The sequence below is a fragment of the Kitasatospora sp. NPDC048662 genome, assembly GCF_055587065.1.
On the sequence record NZ_JBVJHA010000002.1, the window covers coordinates 503652 to 520982 of the forward strand.

The window sequence follows — 17331 nt, forward strand, 5'->3', positions numbered from 1 at the left end:
GGCACCGGCACGACCTGCCGGTGCCCCTCCCCGATCAGGAGAGCCCGTCCGATGCTCCGATTCCTCGTCCGCCGATCACTCGGCGCTCTCGTTATTCTGGTGATCGTTTCGATGGTCACCTATGCGCTGTTCTTCGCGATCCCGGCGGACCCGGCGCGGCTCTACTGCGGCAAGATCTGCACGCCCGAGAACCTCGCCCTGATCAGGCACGACATGGGCTTCGACAAGTCCTTGCCGGTCCAGTACTGGGACTGGCTGAGCGCCATCTTCACCGGTGGCACCTACAACAACGTGGCCTGTTCCGCCCCGTGCTTCGGTTACTCCTTCGACAAGAAGGAACTGGTCGGCAGCATCCTGATGGACCGCTTCCCGACCACCCTGTCGCTGACCGTCGGCTCCGCCGTGGTCTTCCTGGTCTTCGGCATCGGCACCGGCATGCTGGCCGCCCACAAGCAGGGCAAGGCCGTTGACAAGATCGCCAGCGCCGCCTCGCTGATCGTCTCCTCGATGCAGATCTACGTGGCCGGTCCGCTCGCCCTGATCCTCCTGGTCTACAGCACCGACCTGATGGACCAGCCCACCTACGTGCCGTTCACCCAGGACCCGCTCGGCTGGTTCACCGGCCTGCTGGTCCCGTGGATCGTCCTGTCGCTGATCTGGACCGCCAACTACACCCGTATGACCCGCTCCTCGATGGTCGAGCAGCTGTCCGAGGACTTCGTGCGTACGGCCCGTGCCAAGGGCATGTCCGGTACCGCGGTCTTCATGCGCTACGCCTGGCGCGGCGCGATGGGCACCATCGTCACCGTCTTCGGCATCGACCTCGGCGTCCTGCTCGGCGGCGCGATCATCACCGAGACCACCTTCGGCCTGCACGGCCTGGGTGAGCTGGCGATCCACTCCTTCAACGACTCCGACCTCTCGCTGCTGGTCGGCGTCACCGTGGTGGCCGCCACGCTGATCGTGTTCTTCAACATCATCGTCGACGCCGCCTACGCCCTGATCGACCCGCGCATCCGCCTGGCCTGACCGGCCGCACCCCAGGCCGACCCAGCAGTCCCGACCTCACGTACCGCACCGAGGAGCCCAGTCCATGACCACCCAGGCCAAGCCCGAGGAGGCCTCGTCCGCCGGCAGCGGCGGCGACAAGCCCTTCCTCTCAGTCCGCGACCTCTCGGTCCGTTTCAGCACCGAGGACGGCGTGGTCCGGGCCGTGGACAACCTCTCCTTCGACGTGTCCCCGGGCAGCACGCTCGGCATCGTCGGTGAGTCCGGCTCCGGCAAGTCGGTGACCAACCTGGCCGTGCTGGGCCTGCACAACCCGGACCGGACCCAGATCACCGGCTCGATCAAGCTGGACGGGCAGGAACTGGTCGGCGCGTCCAACCGCGAGCTGGAGAAGCTCCGCGGCAAGACCATGTCGATGATCTTCCAGGACCCGCTGACCGCGCTGTCGCCGTACCACACCATCGGCAAGCAGATCGGCGAGACCTTCCGCAAGCACACCGGCGCCTCCAAGAAGGAGGCCCGGGACCGGGCCATCGAGATGCTGACCCGGGTCGGCATCCCGCAGCCCACCACCCGGGTCGACGACTACCCGCACCAGTTCTCCGGCGGTATGCGCCAGCGCGCGATGATCGCCATGTCGCTGGTCTGCGACCCCAAGCTGGTGATCGCCGACGAGCCGACCACCGCGCTGGACGTCACCGTCCAGGCCCAGATCCTCGACCTGCTGAAGGACCTTCAGCAGGAGATGGGCACCGCGATCATCCTGATCACCCACGACCTGGGCGTGGTGGCGCGCACCGCCCAGAACATCATGGTGATGTACGCGGGCCGGGCGGTGGAGCGCGGCACCGTCCGCGAGGTCCTGAAGGCCCCGCAGCACCCGTACACCTGGGGCCTGCTGTCCTCGATGCCGAGCCTGACCGGCGACGTGAACGTGCCGCTGCGGCCGGTCCGCGGCACCCCGCCGAGCCTGATCAACCTGCCGACCGGCTGCCCGTTCAACCCTCGCTGCGACTACCAGGAGCAGGTGATCGGCGGCGGCTGCACCTCGGAGCGTCCGCCGCTCGCCCCCGCCACCGGGCACGCCGCTGCCTGCCACCTGAGCGCGGCGAAGCGGCAGGACATCTTCATCGACCAGATCAAGCCGCGGCTCGGCTGAGAGGGACATCATGAGCAACGAACTGACCCTCGAACAGCCGGGCGGCGCTGCCACCACCTCCGGTGACCCGCTGCTGTCCATCAAGGGCCTGCAGAAGCACTTCCCGGTGATGGACGGCTTCCTGTTCAAGCGCCAGGTCGGCGCGGTGCACGCGGTGGACGGCGTGGACCTGGACGTCTTCGCCGGCGAGTCGGTCGGCCTGGTCGGCGAGTCCGGCTGCGGCAAGTCGACCACCGGCCGCCTGGTGACCCGCCTGCTGGAGCCGACCGCCGGCGAGATCCGCTACAACGGCAAGGACATCACGCACGCCACCCGCAAGGAGCTGGCGCCGATCCGGTCCGAGATCCAGATGATCTTCCAGGACCCGTACTCCTCGCTGAACCCGCGGCACACCGTCGGCTCGATCATCAGCGCGCCGATGGAGATCAACGGGATCAACCCCAAGGGCGGCATCCAGCGCCGGGTGCAGGAGCTGCTGGAGACCGTCGGTCTCAACCCGGAGCACTACAACCGCTTCCCGCACGAGTTCTCCGGCGGCCAGCGCCAGCGCATCGGCGTGGCCCGCGCGCTGTCGCTGAACCCGAAGCTGATCGTCGCGGACGAGCCGGTCTCGGCGCTCGACGTCTCCATCCAGGCGCAGGTCGTCAACCTGCTCCAGGAGCTGCAGCGCGAGCTGGGCATCGCCTTCCTGTTCATCGCCCACGACCTGTCGGTGGTGCGCCACTTCTCGCAGCGCGTCGCGGTGATGTACCTCGGCAAGATCGTCGAGATCGCCGACCGCAAGTCGCTGTACGAGTCGCCCCGCCACCCGTACACCCACGCGCTGCTGTCCGCCGTGCCGGAGGCCGACCCGGACGACAACCGCGAGCGGATCCGGCTGACCGGTGACGTCCCGTCGCCGCTCAACCCGCCGTCGGGCTGCCGCTTCCGCACCCGGTGCTGGAAGGCGCAGGAGAAGTGCTCGGTCGAGGAGCCGCCGCTGATCCAGCTGTCCGGCAACCGCGACGGCCACCTGACGGCCTGCCACTTCCCCGAGGACGGCACGACCGCCGCCGTTCCGGACCAGCGCGCCAAGGTCTGATCCCGCGTCATGCCCGAAGAGGGCCCCTACCGCTCCGGTGGGGGCCCTCTTCGCGTCAGACGTTCTCGCGTTCGGCGGCGAAGTGGCAGGCCGAGTCGTGCCGGGCCCGGCCCTCCAGCCAGTCCCGGACGGTCAGCGCCGGATCCTCCCGCTCGCACTTCTCCTGGGCCTTCCAGCACCGGGTCCGGAACCGGCACCCGGACGGCGGCTTCGCCGGGGAGGGCACGTCACCGGTCAGCACGATCCGGTCCCGGGACTCCCGCGCGGTCGGGTCGGGCACCGGCACGGCCGACAGCAGCGCCTGGGTGTAGGGGTGGGTGGCGTGGTCGTAGATCTCCAGGTCGGTGCCGATCTCCACCATTCGCCCCAGGTACATCACGCCGACCCGGTCGGAGATGTGCCGGACGATCGACAGGTCGTGCGCGATGAACATGTAGGACAGCTCGAACTCGCTCTGGAGCTGCTCCAGCAGGTTGATCACCTGGGCCTGCACCGACACGTCCAGCGCCGACACCGGCTCGTCACAGATGATGATCTCCGGCTTCAGCGCCAGACCCCGCGCGATGCCGATGCGCTGACGCTGGCCGCCGGAGAACTGGTGCGGATACCGGTTGATGTACTCCGGGTTCAGACCCACCACATCGAGCAGATCCTGAACCGCCTTGCGCCGGTCGCCCTTCGGCGCCACTTCCGGGTGGATCTCGAACGGCTCCCCGATGATGTCGCCGACCGTCATACGCGGGTTCAGCGAGGTGTACGGGTCCTGAAACACCATCTGGATGTTGCGCCGCACCGCTTTCAGCGCGGCGCCCGACAGGTGCGAGATCTCCTCGCCCTTGTACTTCACCGACCCACCGGAGGCGGGCTCCAGGTTCATCAGCACCTTGGCCAGGGTGGACTTGCCGCAGCCGGACTCGCCGACGATGCCGAGCGTCTCGCCCTGCATCAGGTCGAAGGACACCCCGTCGACGGCCTTGACCGCGCCGACCTGCTTCTTGAACAGCACGCCCTGGGTGAGCGGGAAGTGCTTGACCAGGTTCCGCACCTCCAGGATGGGCTCGCCGCGCCGCACCTCCTGGGCGAACGCGAGCTCCTCGGGGGTGGTCGCCCCGAGCGGCGTGGCGCCGTCAGCTGTCATGGAGGGTCTCCTTCCAGAAGAAGCACGCGCTGCCCCGCCCGGCCAGCGGTGTCCCGTCGTCCTCGGTCACCTGCGCCAGCGGTGGCACCTCATGCCGGCACACCTCCTGCGCCCGCGGGCAGCGCGGGTTGAACGCGCAGCCGGCCGGGATCCGCAGCAGGTTGGGCGGCAGGCCCTTGATCGCGTAGAGCTCCTGGCCCTTCTGGTCGAGGCGCGGGATGGAGTCCAGCAGGCCGCGGGTGTAGGGGTGGGCGGGCCGCGCGTACAGCTCGTGCACGGGGGCGGTCTCGACGATCCGGCCGGCGTACATGACGGCGATCTTGTCGGCGACGTCGGCCACCACGCCGAGGTCGTGGGTGATCAGGATCAGACCCATGTGGTACTCGGCCTGAAGCTCCGCCAGCAGGTCCATCACCTGCGCCTGGACGGTCACGTCCAGCGCCGTGGTCGGCTCGTCCGCGATGATCAGGTCCGGCTCCAGGGCCAGCGCCATCGCGATCATGATGCGCTGCCGCATACCGCCGGAGAACTGGTGCGGATAGTCGTTCACCCGCTGCGCCGCGGCCGGGATGCGCACCCGGTCCATCAGCTCGATGGCCTTGGCCTTGGCCTCCTTGCGGTTGCTGCCGCGGTGCGCCCGGTACATCTCGCCGAGCTGGTAGCCGACCGGGAGCACCGGGTTCAGCGAGGACAGCGCGTCCTGGAAGATCATCGCGATCTTCTGCCCGCGGATCCTGCGCCGCTCGTCCTTGGACATGGTCAGCATGTCCCGGCCGCGGAACAGGATCTCCCCCTTGGGGATACTGGCCGGCGGCATGTCGAGGATGCCCATCAGGGCCTGCGCGGTGACGGACTTTCCGGAGCCGGACTCGCCCAGCACCGCGAGCGTCTCGCCCGCGCCGACGCTGTAGTTGACGCCGTTGACGGCCCGGACGACACCGTCCCGGGTCTTGAACTCGACGTGCAGGTCCTTCACGTCCAGCAGCGGGCCGGTGTACGGCTCCTCGCGGGCCGGGCGGGCCCGGTCGGCGGCGGTGGTCATGTGCCTCTCCCCTCGCTCAGCGCAGCTTCGGATCGAGGGCGTCGCGCACCGCGTCGCCCAGCATGATGAAGGCCAGCACGGTGACGGACAGCGCCGCGGCCGGGAAGAACAGCACGTACGGCGCCTGCCGGATCACCTTCTGCGCGGAGGAGATGTCCACGCCCCAGGAGATGGTCGGGGGCTGCAGGCCGATGCCGAGGAAGCTCAGCGTGGCCTCCGCGGTGATGTAGCCGCCCAGCGCGATGGTGGCGACCACGATCACCGGGGCGATCGCGTTCGGCATGATGTGCCGGAACATCAGCCGCCCCGTCCCGGCGCCCAGCGCCCGCCCGGCCACCACGTAGTCCGACTGTTTGACGGTGATCACCGACCCGCGCATCACGCGGGCCAGCTGGGTCCAGCCGAGGAAGGACAGCGCGATCACCACGGACCAGACGGTGCGGACGCTGAAGGCGTTCAGCAGTACCAGGGCGCCGAGCAGCAGCGGGATGCCGAAGAAGATGTCGGTGACCCGGGACAGCACCGCGTCGACCGTGCCGCCGAAGTACCCGGCGACCATCCCGGTCAGGCCGCCCACCAGGGTCACCGCCAGGGTGACGCAGATGCCGACCGTGATCGAGGCCCGCGCCCCATAGATCACCCGGGCGTAGATCGAGCGGCCCAGGCCGTCGTAGCCGAACCAGCCGGCCCCGAAGAAGTCCGTCCAGTCCGGTCGGCGCAGGTAGTTGTGGAGCAGGTCGGCGGCCCGCGGGTCGGTGCTGGTGAACAGCCCGGGGAAGATGGCGATCAGGATCAGCAGCAGGATCAGCAACGCCGAAATGATGAAGATCGGCCGCCGCCGCAGGTCCCGCCAGGCGTCGCCCCAGAGACTGCGGGCCTGCTCCCGCTTGCCCGCGTCCCGCTCGATCAGGGTGTCCTGCTCCACCGCCATGCCTTGCTGCCCCACGTAGTCCAGGTGATCGCTGTCGGTGGGCTGGATGTTCCGCAGCGGGTCGTGGTCGTCGGGGATGTCCTCGTTCCGGTCAGGCATAGCGGATCCTCGGGTCCAGGACGGCGTACAGCAGGTCGACGACCAGGCTGGCGACCAGGTACACCATCACCAGCACGGTGACGATGCCGACCACCGTCGGGCCTTCCTTCTGGTTGATCGCCTTGTAGAGGACGTTGCCGACCCCGGAGATGTTGAAGATGCCCTCAGTGACGATCGCGCCGCCCATCAGCGCGCCCAGGTCGGTGCCCAGGAAGGTCACCACCGGGATCAGCGAGTTGCGCAGCAGGTGCCGCCCGACGATGGTCCGCCGCGGCAGGCCCTTGGCCACCGCGGTGCGCATGTAGTCGGCGCGCAGGTTCTCGCCGATCGAGGTGCGGGTGAGCCGGGCCACGTACGCCAGCGACAGGGACGCCAGCACCAGGCCCGGCAGGATCAGCTGGGTGATGTCCGTCGAATCCTGGACCGTCGCCGTCACCCAGCCGAGATTGATCGCGAACACCGTCTGGGCGACGTAGCCGAGCACGAACACCGGGATCGAGATGACGACCAGGGTCAACACCAACACCAGGGTGTCCGAAAAGCTGCCCCGCTTCAGGCCGGCGAGCAGGCCCAGTGGCAGGCCGACCACGATCTCGAAGAAGAACGCCACCAGGGCGAGCCGGATGGTGACCGGGAAGGCGTCCCTCATGATCTCGGACACCGGGCGGCCGGTGAAGCTGGTGCCGAAGTCCAGGTGGAAGACGTTGTTCATGTAGTGCAGGTACTGCTTCCACAGCGGCTGGTCGAGGTAGTACTTGTGCTTCAGGCTGGCCACGGTCGCCGGGTCGGCCGCCTTTTCGCCGAACATCGCCGCGATCGGGTCACCCGGCAGCGTGTACACCATCAGGAAGATCAGCAGCGTGGCCCCGAAGAACACCGGGATCATCTGGAGCACGCGCCGTACGACGTAGTGGCCCATGGGGGGCTCTCCCTCCGAAGAGTGACTGACGTACTGCCGGAGCCCCGCCCTCCCTGCGGGAAGGACGGGGGCAGGCGTCGGACGGGATCAGCCCTTGACCTCGACCTGGGTCCAGGCCGGGTTGCCGAAGGAGTCGAACGTCACGTTCTGCACCTTGGTCGAGTAGCCGGAGTTGGTCCGGTAGTACCAGAGCGGGATGGCCGGCATGTCGATCGCCAGCTGCGCCTCGGCCTGCTGGTAGCCGGTCGCGGTGTCCTGGATCGAGGAGGCCCGGTCGGCCTGGTTGGCGAGCTTGTCGAACTCCGGGCTGGAGTAGCCGGTGTCGTTGGAGGCCGCGCCGGTGCGGTACACGTCCGCCAGGAAGTTCGCGTTCAGCGGGTAGTCCTGCACCCAGCCGGTGCGGAACATGCCGTCGATCTGGTGGCCGGTGATCGCCGCGCGGGCGGTCTTGAAGTCGGTCTTCGGGTCGCCGGCGCAGTTCACCCCGGTCGCCTGGCGGATCGAGTTGCAGACCGCGTCCACCCACTCCTTGTGGCCGCCGTCCGCGTTGTAGGTGACCTTGACGGAGTTCCCGGGGACGCCGCCGCCCTGCTGGATAAGCTGCTTCGCCTTGTCCGGGTTGTACGTGCAGAAGTCCCCGCAGGTCCCCGCCTTGTAGCCCTCGACGCCCTCGGCGACCCAGGCGGAGGCCGGCGCCCGGGAGCCCTGCAGCACCGTCTTGGTGATGGTGTCCCGGTCGATCGCCATCGACAGGCCCTGCCGGACCAGGTTCTTGTTCGCCCCCTGCCAGTCGGCCTGGTAGAGGGTGAAGCCGACGTTCTGGATCCCACCCTGCGGGGCGTCGATCGCCCGACTCCCCAGGTCACCCTTGTAGTTCGCCAGCGCCGACGGCGGCACCTGGTCCATCACGTCCAGGTTGTTCGACTGGAGGTCCGCGTAGGCCGCCTCGGAGCTGGTGTACATCTTGAACACCACGCCGCCGTTCTTCGGCTTGTCCACGCCCTGGTAGTTGGCGAAGGTCTTGGTGACCACCTGCGAGTTGTGGTCCCAGCTCACGAACTCGTACGGCCCGTTGCCCACCGGCTTCTGCCCGTAACCCGCCGGGTCCTTGAAGAACCCCTCCGGGAGCGGCGAAAAGGCCACGTACCCCAGCTTGTACGGGAAGTACGAGACCTTGTTGCTCAGCTTGATCGTGAAGTGCGTGTCGTCCTGAACGGTCAGCCCCGACATGGTGTCCGTGGTCGGCGTGCCGCTGGCCGGGTGGACATCGTTGTAGCCCTGGATGTCGGAGAACCAGGAGCTGTTGATCTGGTTGTTCTTGGTGTTCGCCGCCCAGTTCCAGGCATCCACAAAGCTCTTCGCCGTCACCGGCGTCCCGTCGTGGAAGGTCCAGCCCGACTTCAGCGTCACGTTGTACGTCTGCGCGTCATTGGTGTTGATCGAGTCCGCAACCTGCATCCGCAGCTTGCCGTTGGACGGGTCGTAGTCCGCCAGGCCCTTGAACAGGTTCTGCACGATGCGCCCGCCACCCACCTCATTGGCGTTGGCCGGCTGCAACGGATTCTGCGGCTCACTGCTCTGATAAGTGAACGTCTTGGTCGCGTCCGACGAACCGCTACCCGAACTGCCGCCACCACCACAACCCGTGGCCATCAGGGCCACTGACGTCGCACTGACCACGGCCCAGCGCACACGGGTGCCTGCAGGCATGGAGCTTCCTCCTCAAGGGTGGATGACGCATCTCACCTCATGAGAATCGCCGCCAAGCGGTCACGCGACCGCAACGCAGCCGGACGAGCGAGGAGCGCAACGGCAGGTGGGCGCGAAAACAGGGGCGCGGGGAACTGCGCGAAGCGGAAGGCACTCACCAGCAAGATCGCGACGCAGGACAATGACCTGCACTTGCTCGCGACCTTGCCGGCGTTCACTCCTTGCTCGCGCAGTTCCCCGCGCCCCTGTCGGTGCACGTCCTGTCGGTGCACGTCCTGCCGTTGCGTCAGGCCGCGCCGGCGACCTCGCGTTCGGCCGCGAAGTGGCAGGCCGACTCGTGCCTGGCCTCGCCTGTCAGCAGCTCCGGGACGGCCAGCAGCGGCAGCTCCGTCGAGCAGCGTTCCTCCGCCTTCCAGCAGCGGGTGCGGAAGCGGCAGCCGGAGGGCGGGTTCGCCGGGGAGGGGATGTCGCCGGTGAGGATGATCCGCTCGCGGCTCTCGCGGCCGGTCGGGTCGGGCACCGGGACGGCGGACAGCAGCGCCTGGGTGTAGGGGTGGGTGGCGTGCTCGTAGATCTCGGCGTCGGTGCCGATCTCCACCATCCGCCCCAGGTACATCACGCCGACCCGGTCGGAGATGTGCCGGACGATCGACAGGTCGTGCGCGATGAACATGTAGGACAGCTCGAACTCGCTCTGGAGCTGCTCCAGCAGGTTGATCACCTGGGCCTGCACCGACACGTCCAGCGCCGACACCGGCTCGTCACAGATGATGATCTCCGGCTTCAGCGCCAGACCCCGTGCGATGCCGATGCGCTGACGCTGGCCGCCGGAGAACTGGTGCGGGTACCGGTTGATGTACTCCGGGTTCAGACCCACCACATCGAGCAGATCCTGAACCGCCTTGCGGCGGTCGCCCTTCGGCGCCACTTCCGGGTGGATCTCGAACGGCTCCCCGATGATGTCGCCGACCGTCATGCGCGGGTTCAGCGAGGTGTACGGGTCCTGGAACACCATCTGAATGTTGCGCCGCACGGCCTTGAGCGCGGCGCCCGACAGCCGGGAGATGTCCTCGCCCTTGTAGAGGACCTGGCCGGCGGTCGCCCGCTCCAGGTTCATCAGGACCTTGGCGAGGGTGGACTTGCCGCAGCCGGACTCGCCGACGATGCCGAGCGTCTCGCCCTTGTCGAGGGTGAAGGAGACGCCGTCGACGGCCTTGACCGCGCCGACCTGCTTCTTGAAGAGGACGCCCTGGGTGAGCGGGTAGTGCTTGACCAGGTCGCGGACCTCCAGGATGGGCTCAGCCATGGAGGGTCTCCTTCCAGAGGTGGCAGGCGCTCTTGCGGCCGGCGAGTTCGGCCCCGTCCCGGTCGGTGACCTGGTGCAGGGCGGGGATCTCGGTGCGGCAGCGGTCGGTGACCACGTCGCAGCGCGGGTTGAAGGCGCAGCCGGCCGGGACCTTGTAGAGGTTGGGCGGCAGGCCCTTGATCGCGTAGAGCTCCTCGCCCTTCTGGTCGAGGCGCGGGATCGACCGGAGCAGGCCGCGGGTGTAGGGGTGGGCGGGCCGCGCGTACAGCTCGTGCACCGGTGCGGTCTCGACGATCCGGCCGGCGTACATGACGGCGATCTTGTCGGCGACGTCGGCCACCACACCGAGGTCGTGGGTGATCAGGATCAGACCCATGTGGTACTCGGCCTGAAGCTCCGCCAGCAGGTCCATCACCTGCGCCTGGACGGTCACGTCCAGCGCCGTGGTCGGCTCGTCCGCGATGATCAGGTCCGGCTCCAGGGCCAGCGCCATCGCGATCATGATGCGCTGCCGCATACCGCCGGAGAACTGGTGCGGATAGTCGTTCACCCGCTGCGCCGCGGCCGGGATGCGCACCCGGTCCATCAGATCGATGGCCTTGGCCTTGGCCTCCTTGCGGGAGGCGCCCTCGTGCACGCGGAACATCTCGCCGAGCTGGTAGCCGACGGAGAGCACCGGGTTCAGCGAGGACAGCGCGTCCTGGAAGATCATCGCGATCTTGCGGCCGCGGATCTTCCGGCGCTCCTCGTTCGACATCTTGAGCATGTCCTGGCCGCGGAACATGATCTCGCCGGCGGTGATCCGGCCGGGCGGCATGTCGAGGATGCCCATGATGGTCTGCGCGGTGACGGACTTGCCGGAGCCGGACTCGCCGAGCACGGCCAGGGTCTCGCCGGCGGCGACCGAGTAGTTGACGCCGTTGACGGCCTTGGCGACGCCGTCGCGGGTCTTGAACTCGACGTGCAGGTCGCGGACTTCGAGCAGCGGGGTGCCGGGGACCAGGCGGTCCTTCGCGGCGGTGGTCTTCTCGGGTGCGGTGGTCATGATGCGGGCCGCCTCTCTCAGCGCAGCTTCGGGTCGAGGGCGTCGCGCACCGCGTCGCCGAGCATGATGAACGCCAGCACGGTGACGCTGAGCATGCCGGCCGGGAAGAACAGCGCGAACGGCGCGGTACGGAGGACCTTCTGGGCCGAGTTGATGTCGATGCCCCAGGAGATGGTCGGGTCCTGCAGGCCGATGCCGAGGAAGCTCAGCGTGGCCTCGGTGGCGATGTAGCCGCCCAGCGCGATGGTGGCGACCACGATCACCGGGGCGATGGCGTTCGGCAGGATGTGCTTGAACATGATCCGGCCGGTGCCGGCGCCGAGCGCCTTGGCCGCGGTCACGTAGTCCGACTGCTTGACGGTGATCACCGAGCCGCGCATCACGCGGGTCATCTGGGTCCAGCCGAGGGCGACCAGGGCGAAGACCACCGACCAGACGGTGCGGGTGGTGAAGGCGTTCAGCACGACCAGCGCGCCGAGCAGCAGCGGGATGCCGAAGAACATGTCGGTGACCCGGGAGATCACCGCGTCCACCCAGCCGCCGTAGTAGCCGGCGATCATGCCGGCCAGGCCGCCGAGGACGGTGACACCGGCGGTGACGCAGATGCCGACCACCACGGAGGCGCGGGCACCGTAGATCATCCGGGCGTAGATGGAGCGGCCCTGGCCGTCGTAGCCGAACCAGTCCGCCTGGAAGAAGTGCAGGTAGTTCGGCTTGCTCAGGTAGTGCAGGCGCAGGTCGCCGGCCCGCGGGTCCACCGAGGTGAACAGGCTGGGGGCGATCGCGAAGGCGACCAGCAGCACGATCAGCGCCGCCGAGATGATGAAGATCGGCCGCTTGCGCAGGTCGTGCCAGGCGTCCGAGCCGAGGCTGCGGGGCTTCTCCGGCTTGGGCTCGGCGGAGCCCTGTGCCGGGACGGTCTTCTCGATCAGGTCAGGCATACCGGATCCTCGGGTCCAGGACCGCGTAGAGCAGGTCGACGATCAGGCTGGCGGCCAGGTACACCAGCACCAGCACGACGACGAAACCGGAGACGGTCGCGCCCTCGTTGAGGTTGATGGCGTGGTACAGCGCGTTGCCGACGCCCTTGACGTTGAAGATGCCCTCGGTGACGATCGCGCCGCCCATCAGGGCGCCGAGGTCGGTGCCCAGGAAGGTCACCACCGGGATCATCGAGTTGCGCAGCAGGTGGGTACCGATGACCTTGCGCCGGGGCAGGCCCTTGGCGATCGCGGTGCGCATGTAGTCCGACTTGATGTTCTCCGCGATGGAGGTGCGGGTCAGTCGGGCGACGTAGGCGAGGGACAGCGAGCCGAGCACGATGGCGGGCAGCATCAGCTGGCCGAGGTTCATCGAGTCCTGAACGGTCGGGGTGATCCACTTGAGCTGGATCGCGAAGACGTTCTGGAAGATGAAGCCGAGCACCGGGACCGGGATCGAGATCAGCAGCAGGGTCAGCACCAGGGTGCTCTTGTCGAACGCCTTGCCGCGGCGCAGGCCGGCCAGCAGGCCGATCCCGACGCCGACCACCAGCTCGAAGACGAAGGCCAGCAGGGCCAGGCGGATGGTGACCGGCAGGGCCTCACCGATGACGTCGATGACCTTGCGGCCGGACATGGTCTCACCGAAGTTTCCGGTGAACAGGTCGCCCATGTAGTTGAGGTACTGCTGCCACAGCGAGACGTCGAGTCCCATCCGGTGCTTGAACGCGGCCAGCTGTGCGGGGTCGGCGGCCTTGTCTCCCCACATTGCCGCCGCCGGGTCGCCGGGCAGCATGCGGGTCATGAAGAAAATGATCGTGACCGTGCCCAGGAACACCGGGATCATCTGGAGCAGTCGCCTTGCGACAAAGCGCCCCATCGTGCCTCCAATTTGCTGCTCTGACGGGCCGTCGTCCCGATCAGAGTTCTTGGCGTGACAACGGCCGGTGCCGGTCCGCCCGGTGGGGCGGGGTACGGGCACCGGCCGTGTCGGTTCGAGCCGTGCGGTGCCGGCTCGGTTACTTCTGCTTGACCTCGACCTGGGTGAAGACCGGGTCGCCGAACGAGTCGTACTTCACGTTCTGCACGTTCTTCGAGTAACCGGCGGTGGTCTTGTAGTACCAGAGCGGGATGGCCGGCATGTCCTTGGCCAGCTGGGCCTCGGCCTGCTGGTACAGGTCGGCGGTCTGCTCGACGGTGGTGGCCTTGTCCGCCGCACTGGCCAGCTTGTCGAACTCCGGGCTGGAGTAGCCGGCGTCGTTGGCGTCGGCGCCGGTGCCGTACACGTCGCGCAGGAAGTTGGCGTTCAGCGGGTAGTCCTGCTGCCAGCCGGTCCGCATCAGACCGTCGACCTTCTTGCCCTTGATCAGGTCGCGGGCGGTCTTCATGTCCGGCTTCGGGTCGCCGACGCACTCCACGCCGGTGGCCTGGCGGATGGAGTTGCAGACCGCGTCCACCCACTCCTTGTGGCCGCCGTCGGAGTTGTACAGCACGGTGATCTTGTTGCCGGGGACGCCGCCGCCCTCGGCGATCAGCTGCTTGGCCTTCTCCGGGTTGTAGGTGCAGGCATCGCCGCAGGTGTTGTCCTTGTAGCCCATGGCGCCCGGGGCGACCCAGGTGTTGGCCGGCTGGCGGGAGCCGTTGAGCACCGTCTTGGTGATGGTGTCGCGGTCGATCGCCATCGACAGGCCCTGGCGGACCTTGGCCTTGTCCTGGCCCTTCCAGGAGTCCTGGTAGAGCGAGAAGGACAGCGCCTGGATGGAGCCCTGCGGCTGGTCGACGGCGCGGTCGCCCAGGTCGTTCTTGTAGGAGGCGAGGTCGCTCGGGTCGACCTGGTCCAGCACGTCCAGGTTGTCGGAGACCAGGTCCTTGTAGGCGGCCTCGGGCTGCGAGTAGCTCTTGAAGACGACGCCGCCGTTCTTCGGCTTGTCGGCGCCCGCGTAGTTGTCGTAGGCGGCGAGGGTGATCGCCTTGTTGTGCTCCCACGAGACGAACTTGTAGGGGCCGTTGCCGATCGGCGACTGACCGTACTTCGCCGGGTCGGTGTAGAACACCTTCGGCAGCGGCGCGAAGGCGGTGTAGCCGAGCTTGTACTGGAAGTACGACACCGGGCCGGTCAGCGCGATGGTGAAGTGGGTGTCGTCGACGACCTTCAGGCCGGACATGGTGTCGGCGGTCGGGTCGCCCTTGGCCGGGTGGACCGCGTCGTAGCCCTGGATGTCGGAGAACCAGTTGGAGTTGATCTGGTTGTTCTTGACGTTGGCGGACCAGTTCCAGGCGTCCACGAAGGACTGCGCGGTCACCGGGGTGCCGTCGTGGAAGGTCCAGCCGGACTTCAGGGTGACGGTGTAGTTCTGCGCGTCGGTGGTCTCGATCTTGTCGGCGACCTGGTTGCGCAGCTTGCCGCTGCTGGGGTCGTAGTCCACCAGGCCCTTGAACAGGTTCTTGATGACGCGACCGCCGCCGACCTCCATGGCGTTGGCGGGCTGGAGCGGGTTCTGCGGCTCGGAGCTCTGGTAGCTGAACGTGCCCTGGGCGTTGGCCGGTCCGCTGGAAGCGCCGTCCGACGAGCTGCTGCCGCAAGCGGTAGCGGCGAGGGCGACCGCGACGGCTGCGACAACCCACTTGGCCTGGCTGGCACCGCGCATGGGTGTGCCTCCTGAAATCGTGTTGCAGATCGCTCGCGGCCTGGCGCGCACCCCTGCGCAGGAGCCTCGACCCGAGCTCGACTGCACCCACTATCGGTCACTCATGGATACGGAATTGACCAATCCGGATTTCAATTTGGTCACATGAACGATGGGTGAATCCCAAAAATCGGACATTCCAGACATAGCCAGACAGGGGCGAAACGGACAGTTGTCACGGATGACGATCAGTGACGTCCGATTAACGAACAGCCTCTCCCTGGCCGTTCATGACGGAGAGTCACCAAAAACACGACCGGCCGGCGCCCCGAAGGACACCGGCCGGTCGGCCGAAACAGGCGGGCGTCAGCCCTTCTTGGCGCGCGACGCGGTGCGGCCGCGCTCCTTGGCGTCCAGGACGACCTTGCGGATGCGCACGGTCTCCGGGGTCACCTCGATGCACTCGTCCTCGCGGCAGAACTCCAGCGACTGCTCCAGCGAGAGCTTGCGCGGCGGGACGATCGACTCGGCCACGTCAGCGTTCGAGGAACGCATGTTGGTGAGCTTCTTCTCCTTGGTGATGTTCACGTCCATGTCGTCGGAGCGCGAGTTCTCGCCGACGATCATGCCCTCGTACACCTCGGTGCCGGGGTCGGTGAACAGCACGCCGCGCTCCTGCAGGTTGGTCATCGCGAAGGCGGTGACCACGCCGGAGCGGTCGGCGACCAGCGAACCGTTGTTACGGGTCGTCAGCGCGCCGAACCACGGCTCGTAGCCCTCGTGGATGGAGTGCGCGATACCGGTGCCGCGGGTGTTGGTGAGGAACTCCGTCCGGAATCCGATCAGGCCGCGGGACGGCACCACGAACTCCATCCGGACCCAGCCCGAACCGTGGTTGGACATGTTGTCCATCCGGCCCTTGCGGATGCCCATCAGCTGGGTGACGGCACCCATGTGCTCCTCGGGGACGTCCACCGTGAGGCGCTCGACCGGCTCGTGGGTCTTGCCGTTGATCTCGCGGGTGACGACCTGCGGCTTGCCGACGGTCAGCTCGAAGCCTTCCCGGCGCATGGTCTCGATCAGGATGGCCAGCGCCAGCTCACCGCGGCCCTGCACCTCCCAGGCGTCCGGGCGCTCGGTGTCCAGCACGCGCAGCGAGACGTTACCGATCAGCTCGCGGTCCAGACGGTCCTTGACCTGGCGGGCCGTCACCTTGCGGTCCACCTTGGCGCCGGACTTGGCGTCCGCGCCCTTGCCGGAGCCGCCCTTGCCGACCAGCGGCGAGGTGTTGGTGCCGATGGTCATCGAGATCGCCGGCTCGTCGACGGTGATCAGCGGCAGCGCGATCGGGTTCTCGGTGTCGGCCAGGGTCTCGCCGATCATGATCTCCGAGATACCCGCGACGGCGCAGATGTCACCGGGGCCGGCCACCTCGGCGGGCTTGCGGGTGAGCGCCTCGGTCATCAGCAGCTCGGAGATGCGGACGTTCTGGATCGAGCCGTCGCGCTTGATCCAGGCCACCGTCTGGCCCTTGCGCAGCTCGCCCTGCTCGACGCGGAGCAGCGCGATACGGCCGAGGAAGTTGTCGGCGTCCAGGTTGGTGACGTGCGCCTGCAGCGGGGCGTTCTCGTCGTAGGTCGGGGCCGGGACGTGCTCCAGGATGGTGGAGAAGAACGGCTCCAGGTTCTCGGAGTCGGCCGGCACGGTGCCGTTCTCCGGCTTGGTCAGCGAGGCGACGCCGTCACGGGCGCAGGCGTAGACGATCGGGAACTCGATCTGGTCCTCGTCCGCGTCCAGGTCCAGGAACAGGTCGTAGGTCTCGTTGATGACCTCGTCGATCCGGGCGTCCGGGCGGTCGGTCTTGTTGATGCACAGGATGACGGGCAGGCGGGCGGAGAGCGCCTTGCGCAGCACGAAGCGGGTCTGCGGCAGCGGGCCCTCGGAGGCGTCGACCAGCAGGACGACCGCGTCCACCATCGACAGACCGCGCTCGACCTCGCCACCGAAGTCGGCGTGGCCCGGGGTGTCGATGATGTTGATGGTGATCGGCGCGCCGCCGTCCTTGGGGTGGTACTTGACCGCGGTGTTCTTCGCGAGAATGGTGATGCCCTTCTCGCGCTCCAGGTCGTTCGAGTCCATCATGCGGTCGTCGAGCTGCTGGTGGGCCGCGAAGGCACCGGCCTGCTTGAGCATGGCGTCGACCAGGGTGGTCTTGCCGTGGTCGACGTGGGCGACGATGGCGACGTTGCGGATGTCGTTGCGCGTGGGCATGCGGCGCTGATTCTC

The 17331-nt window shown here is 67.8% G+C and carries 14 protein-coding genes; 3 read left to right on the forward strand and 11 right to left on the reverse strand.

The annotated features are described in order from the left end of the window. Nucleotides 1-51 precede the first annotated feature (51 nt). The 3 genes from ACZ6R9_RS08200 (at nucleotide 52) to ACZ6R9_RS08210 (ending at nucleotide 3248) form a co-directional block, all read left to right on the forward strand. Entirely contained in the window at nucleotides 52-1029 is a 978-nt protein-coding gene (locus tag ACZ6R9_RS08200) for an ABC transporter permease (RefSeq protein ID WP_380487795.1), read from the forward strand. Between the two features lie 64 nt (nucleotides 1030-1093). Next, nucleotides 1094-2167, forward strand: a complete 1074-nt coding sequence (locus tag ACZ6R9_RS08205; RefSeq protein ID WP_380487793.1) for an ABC transporter ATP-binding protein — start codon at nucleotides 1094-1096, stop codon at nucleotides 2165-2167. Nucleotides 2168-2177: 10 nt separating this feature from the next. After that, the gene (locus ACZ6R9_RS08210) at nucleotides 2178-3248 is read left to right on the forward strand and encodes an ABC transporter ATP-binding protein (protein WP_380487791.1); all 1071 of its coding nucleotides are present in this window, start codon (nucleotides 2178-2180) and stop codon (nucleotides 3246-3248) included. 55 nt (nucleotides 3249-3303) lie between these two features. Here ACZ6R9_RS08210 and ACZ6R9_RS08215 read toward each other — a convergent pair whose 3' ends face one another. The 11 genes from ACZ6R9_RS08215 to typA all read right to left on the reverse strand — a co-directional run bounded on the left by ACZ6R9_RS08215 (nucleotide 3304) and on the right by typA (nucleotide 17316). Next, nucleotides 3304-4386, reverse strand: coding sequence for an ABC transporter ATP-binding protein (locus tag ACZ6R9_RS08215; RefSeq protein WP_380487789.1), 1083 nt, complete (start codon nucleotides 4384-4386; stop codon nucleotides 3304-3306). Continuing rightward, the gene (locus ACZ6R9_RS08220) at nucleotides 4376-5428 is read right to left on the reverse strand and encodes an ABC transporter ATP-binding protein (RefSeq protein ID WP_465537188.1); all 1053 of its coding nucleotides are present in this window, start codon (nucleotides 5426-5428) and stop codon (nucleotides 4376-4378) included. Before ACZ6R9_RS08220 ends, ACZ6R9_RS08215 begins: the two co-directional genes overlap by 11 nt. A 16-nt stretch (nucleotides 5429-5444) precedes the next feature. Then, nucleotides 5445-6359: an ABC transporter permease gene (locus ACZ6R9_RS08225; RefSeq protein WP_465537692.1), complete on the reverse strand. Its 915-nt coding sequence runs from the start codon at nucleotides 6357-6359 to the stop codon at nucleotides 5445-5447. Nucleotides 6360-6450: 91 nt separating this feature from the next. Further along, nucleotides 6451-7377, reverse strand: a complete 927-nt coding sequence (locus ACZ6R9_RS08230) for an ABC transporter permease (protein WP_465537190.1) — start codon at nucleotides 7375-7377, stop codon at nucleotides 6451-6453. An 87-nt stretch (nucleotides 7378-7464) separates the two neighbouring features. Next, nucleotides 7465-9087 (reverse strand): peptide ABC transporter substrate-binding protein, encoded by a 1623-nt coding sequence (locus ACZ6R9_RS08235; RefSeq protein ID WP_380487783.1) that lies wholly within the window; start codon nucleotides 9085-9087, stop codon nucleotides 7465-7467. A gap of 286 nt (nucleotides 9088-9373) precedes the next feature. Beyond that, a complete protein-coding gene (locus ACZ6R9_RS08240; protein ID WP_380487781.1) occupies nucleotides 9374-10393 on the reverse strand; it encodes an ABC transporter ATP-binding protein in 1020 nt (339 codons plus the stop codon). Then, complete coding sequence (locus tag ACZ6R9_RS08245; RefSeq protein WP_465537193.1) at nucleotides 10386-11438, reverse strand: ABC transporter ATP-binding protein; 1053 nt, start codon at nucleotides 11436-11438, stop codon at nucleotides 10386-10388. The genes ACZ6R9_RS08240 and ACZ6R9_RS08245 overlap by 8 nt, the downstream gene beginning before the upstream one ends. Nucleotides 11439-11455: 17 nt before the next feature. Further along, nucleotides 11456-12379, reverse strand: coding sequence for an ABC transporter permease (locus tag ACZ6R9_RS08250; protein WP_380487777.1), 924 nt, complete (start codon nucleotides 12377-12379; stop codon nucleotides 11456-11458). Next, nucleotides 12372-13298: an ABC transporter permease gene (locus ACZ6R9_RS08255; RefSeq protein ID WP_380487775.1), complete on the reverse strand. Its 927-nt coding sequence runs from the start codon at nucleotides 13296-13298 to the stop codon at nucleotides 12372-12374. The genes ACZ6R9_RS08250 and ACZ6R9_RS08255 overlap by 8 nt, the downstream gene beginning before the upstream one ends. 139 nt (nucleotides 13299-13437) lie before the next feature. After that, nucleotides 13438-15066 carry a peptide ABC transporter substrate-binding protein gene (locus tag ACZ6R9_RS08260; RefSeq protein WP_465537196.1) on the reverse strand — a complete coding sequence of 543 codons (1629 nt, stop codon included), beginning with the start codon at nucleotides 15064-15066 and terminating at the stop codon, nucleotides 13438-13440. Between the two features lie 345 nt (nucleotides 15067-15411). Next, nucleotides 15412-17316, reverse strand: a complete 1905-nt coding sequence (gene typA, locus ACZ6R9_RS08265; protein WP_380487771.1) for a translational GTPase TypA — start codon at nucleotides 17314-17316, stop codon at nucleotides 15412-15414. Nucleotides 17317-17331 lie beyond the last annotated feature (15 nt).

Excerpts from the sequence above, each read along its gene's own strand:
- ACZ6R9_RS08200 (WP_380487795.1), top strand. The coding sequence starts at position 52 with ATGCTCCGATTCCTCGTCCGCCGATCACTCGGCGCTCTCGTTATTCTG.
- ACZ6R9_RS08205 (WP_380487793.1), top strand. The coding sequence starts at position 1,094 with ATGACCACCCAGGCCAAGCCCGAGGAGGCCTCGTCCGCCGGCAGCGGC.
- ACZ6R9_RS08210 (WP_380487791.1), top strand. The coding sequence starts at position 2,178 with ATGAGCAACGAACTGACCCTCGAACAGCCGGGCGGCGCTGCCACCACC.
- ACZ6R9_RS08215 (WP_380487789.1), bottom strand. The coding sequence starts at position 4,386 with ATGACAGCTGACGGCGCCACGCCGCTCGGGGCGACCACCCCCGAGGAG.
- ACZ6R9_RS08220 (WP_465537188.1), bottom strand. The coding sequence starts at position 5,428 with ATGACCACCGCCGCCGACCGGGCCCGCCCGGCCCGCGAGGAGCCGTAC.
- ACZ6R9_RS08225 (WP_465537692.1), bottom strand. The coding sequence starts at position 6,359 with ATGGCGGTGGAGCAGGACACCCTGATCGAGCGGGACGCGGGCAAGCGG.
- ACZ6R9_RS08230 (WP_465537190.1), bottom strand. The coding sequence starts at position 7,377 with ATGGGCCACTACGTCGTACGGCGCGTGCTCCAGATGATCCCGGTGTTC.
- ACZ6R9_RS08235 (WP_380487783.1), bottom strand. The coding sequence starts at position 9,087 with ATGCCTGCAGGCACCCGTGTGCGCTGGGCCGTGGTCAGTGCGACGTCA.
- ACZ6R9_RS08240 (WP_380487781.1), bottom strand. The coding sequence starts at position 10,393 with ATGGCTGAGCCCATCCTGGAGGTCCGCGACCTGGTCAAGCACTACCCG.
- ACZ6R9_RS08245 (WP_465537193.1), bottom strand. The coding sequence starts at position 11,438 with ATGACCACCGCACCCGAGAAGACCACCGCCGCGAAGGACCGCCTGGTC.
- ACZ6R9_RS08250 (WP_380487777.1), bottom strand. The coding sequence starts at position 12,379 with ATGCCTGACCTGATCGAGAAGACCGTCCCGGCACAGGGCTCCGCCGAG.
- ACZ6R9_RS08255 (WP_380487775.1), bottom strand. The coding sequence starts at position 13,298 with ATGGGGCGCTTTGTCGCAAGGCGACTGCTCCAGATGATCCCGGTGTTC.
- ACZ6R9_RS08260 (WP_465537196.1), bottom strand. The coding sequence starts at position 15,066 with ATGCGCGGTGCCAGCCAGGCCAAGTGGGTTGTCGCAGCCGTCGCGGTC.
- typA (WP_380487771.1), bottom strand. The coding sequence starts at position 17,316 with ATGCCCACGCGCAACGACATCCGCAACGTCGCCATCGTCGCCCACGTC.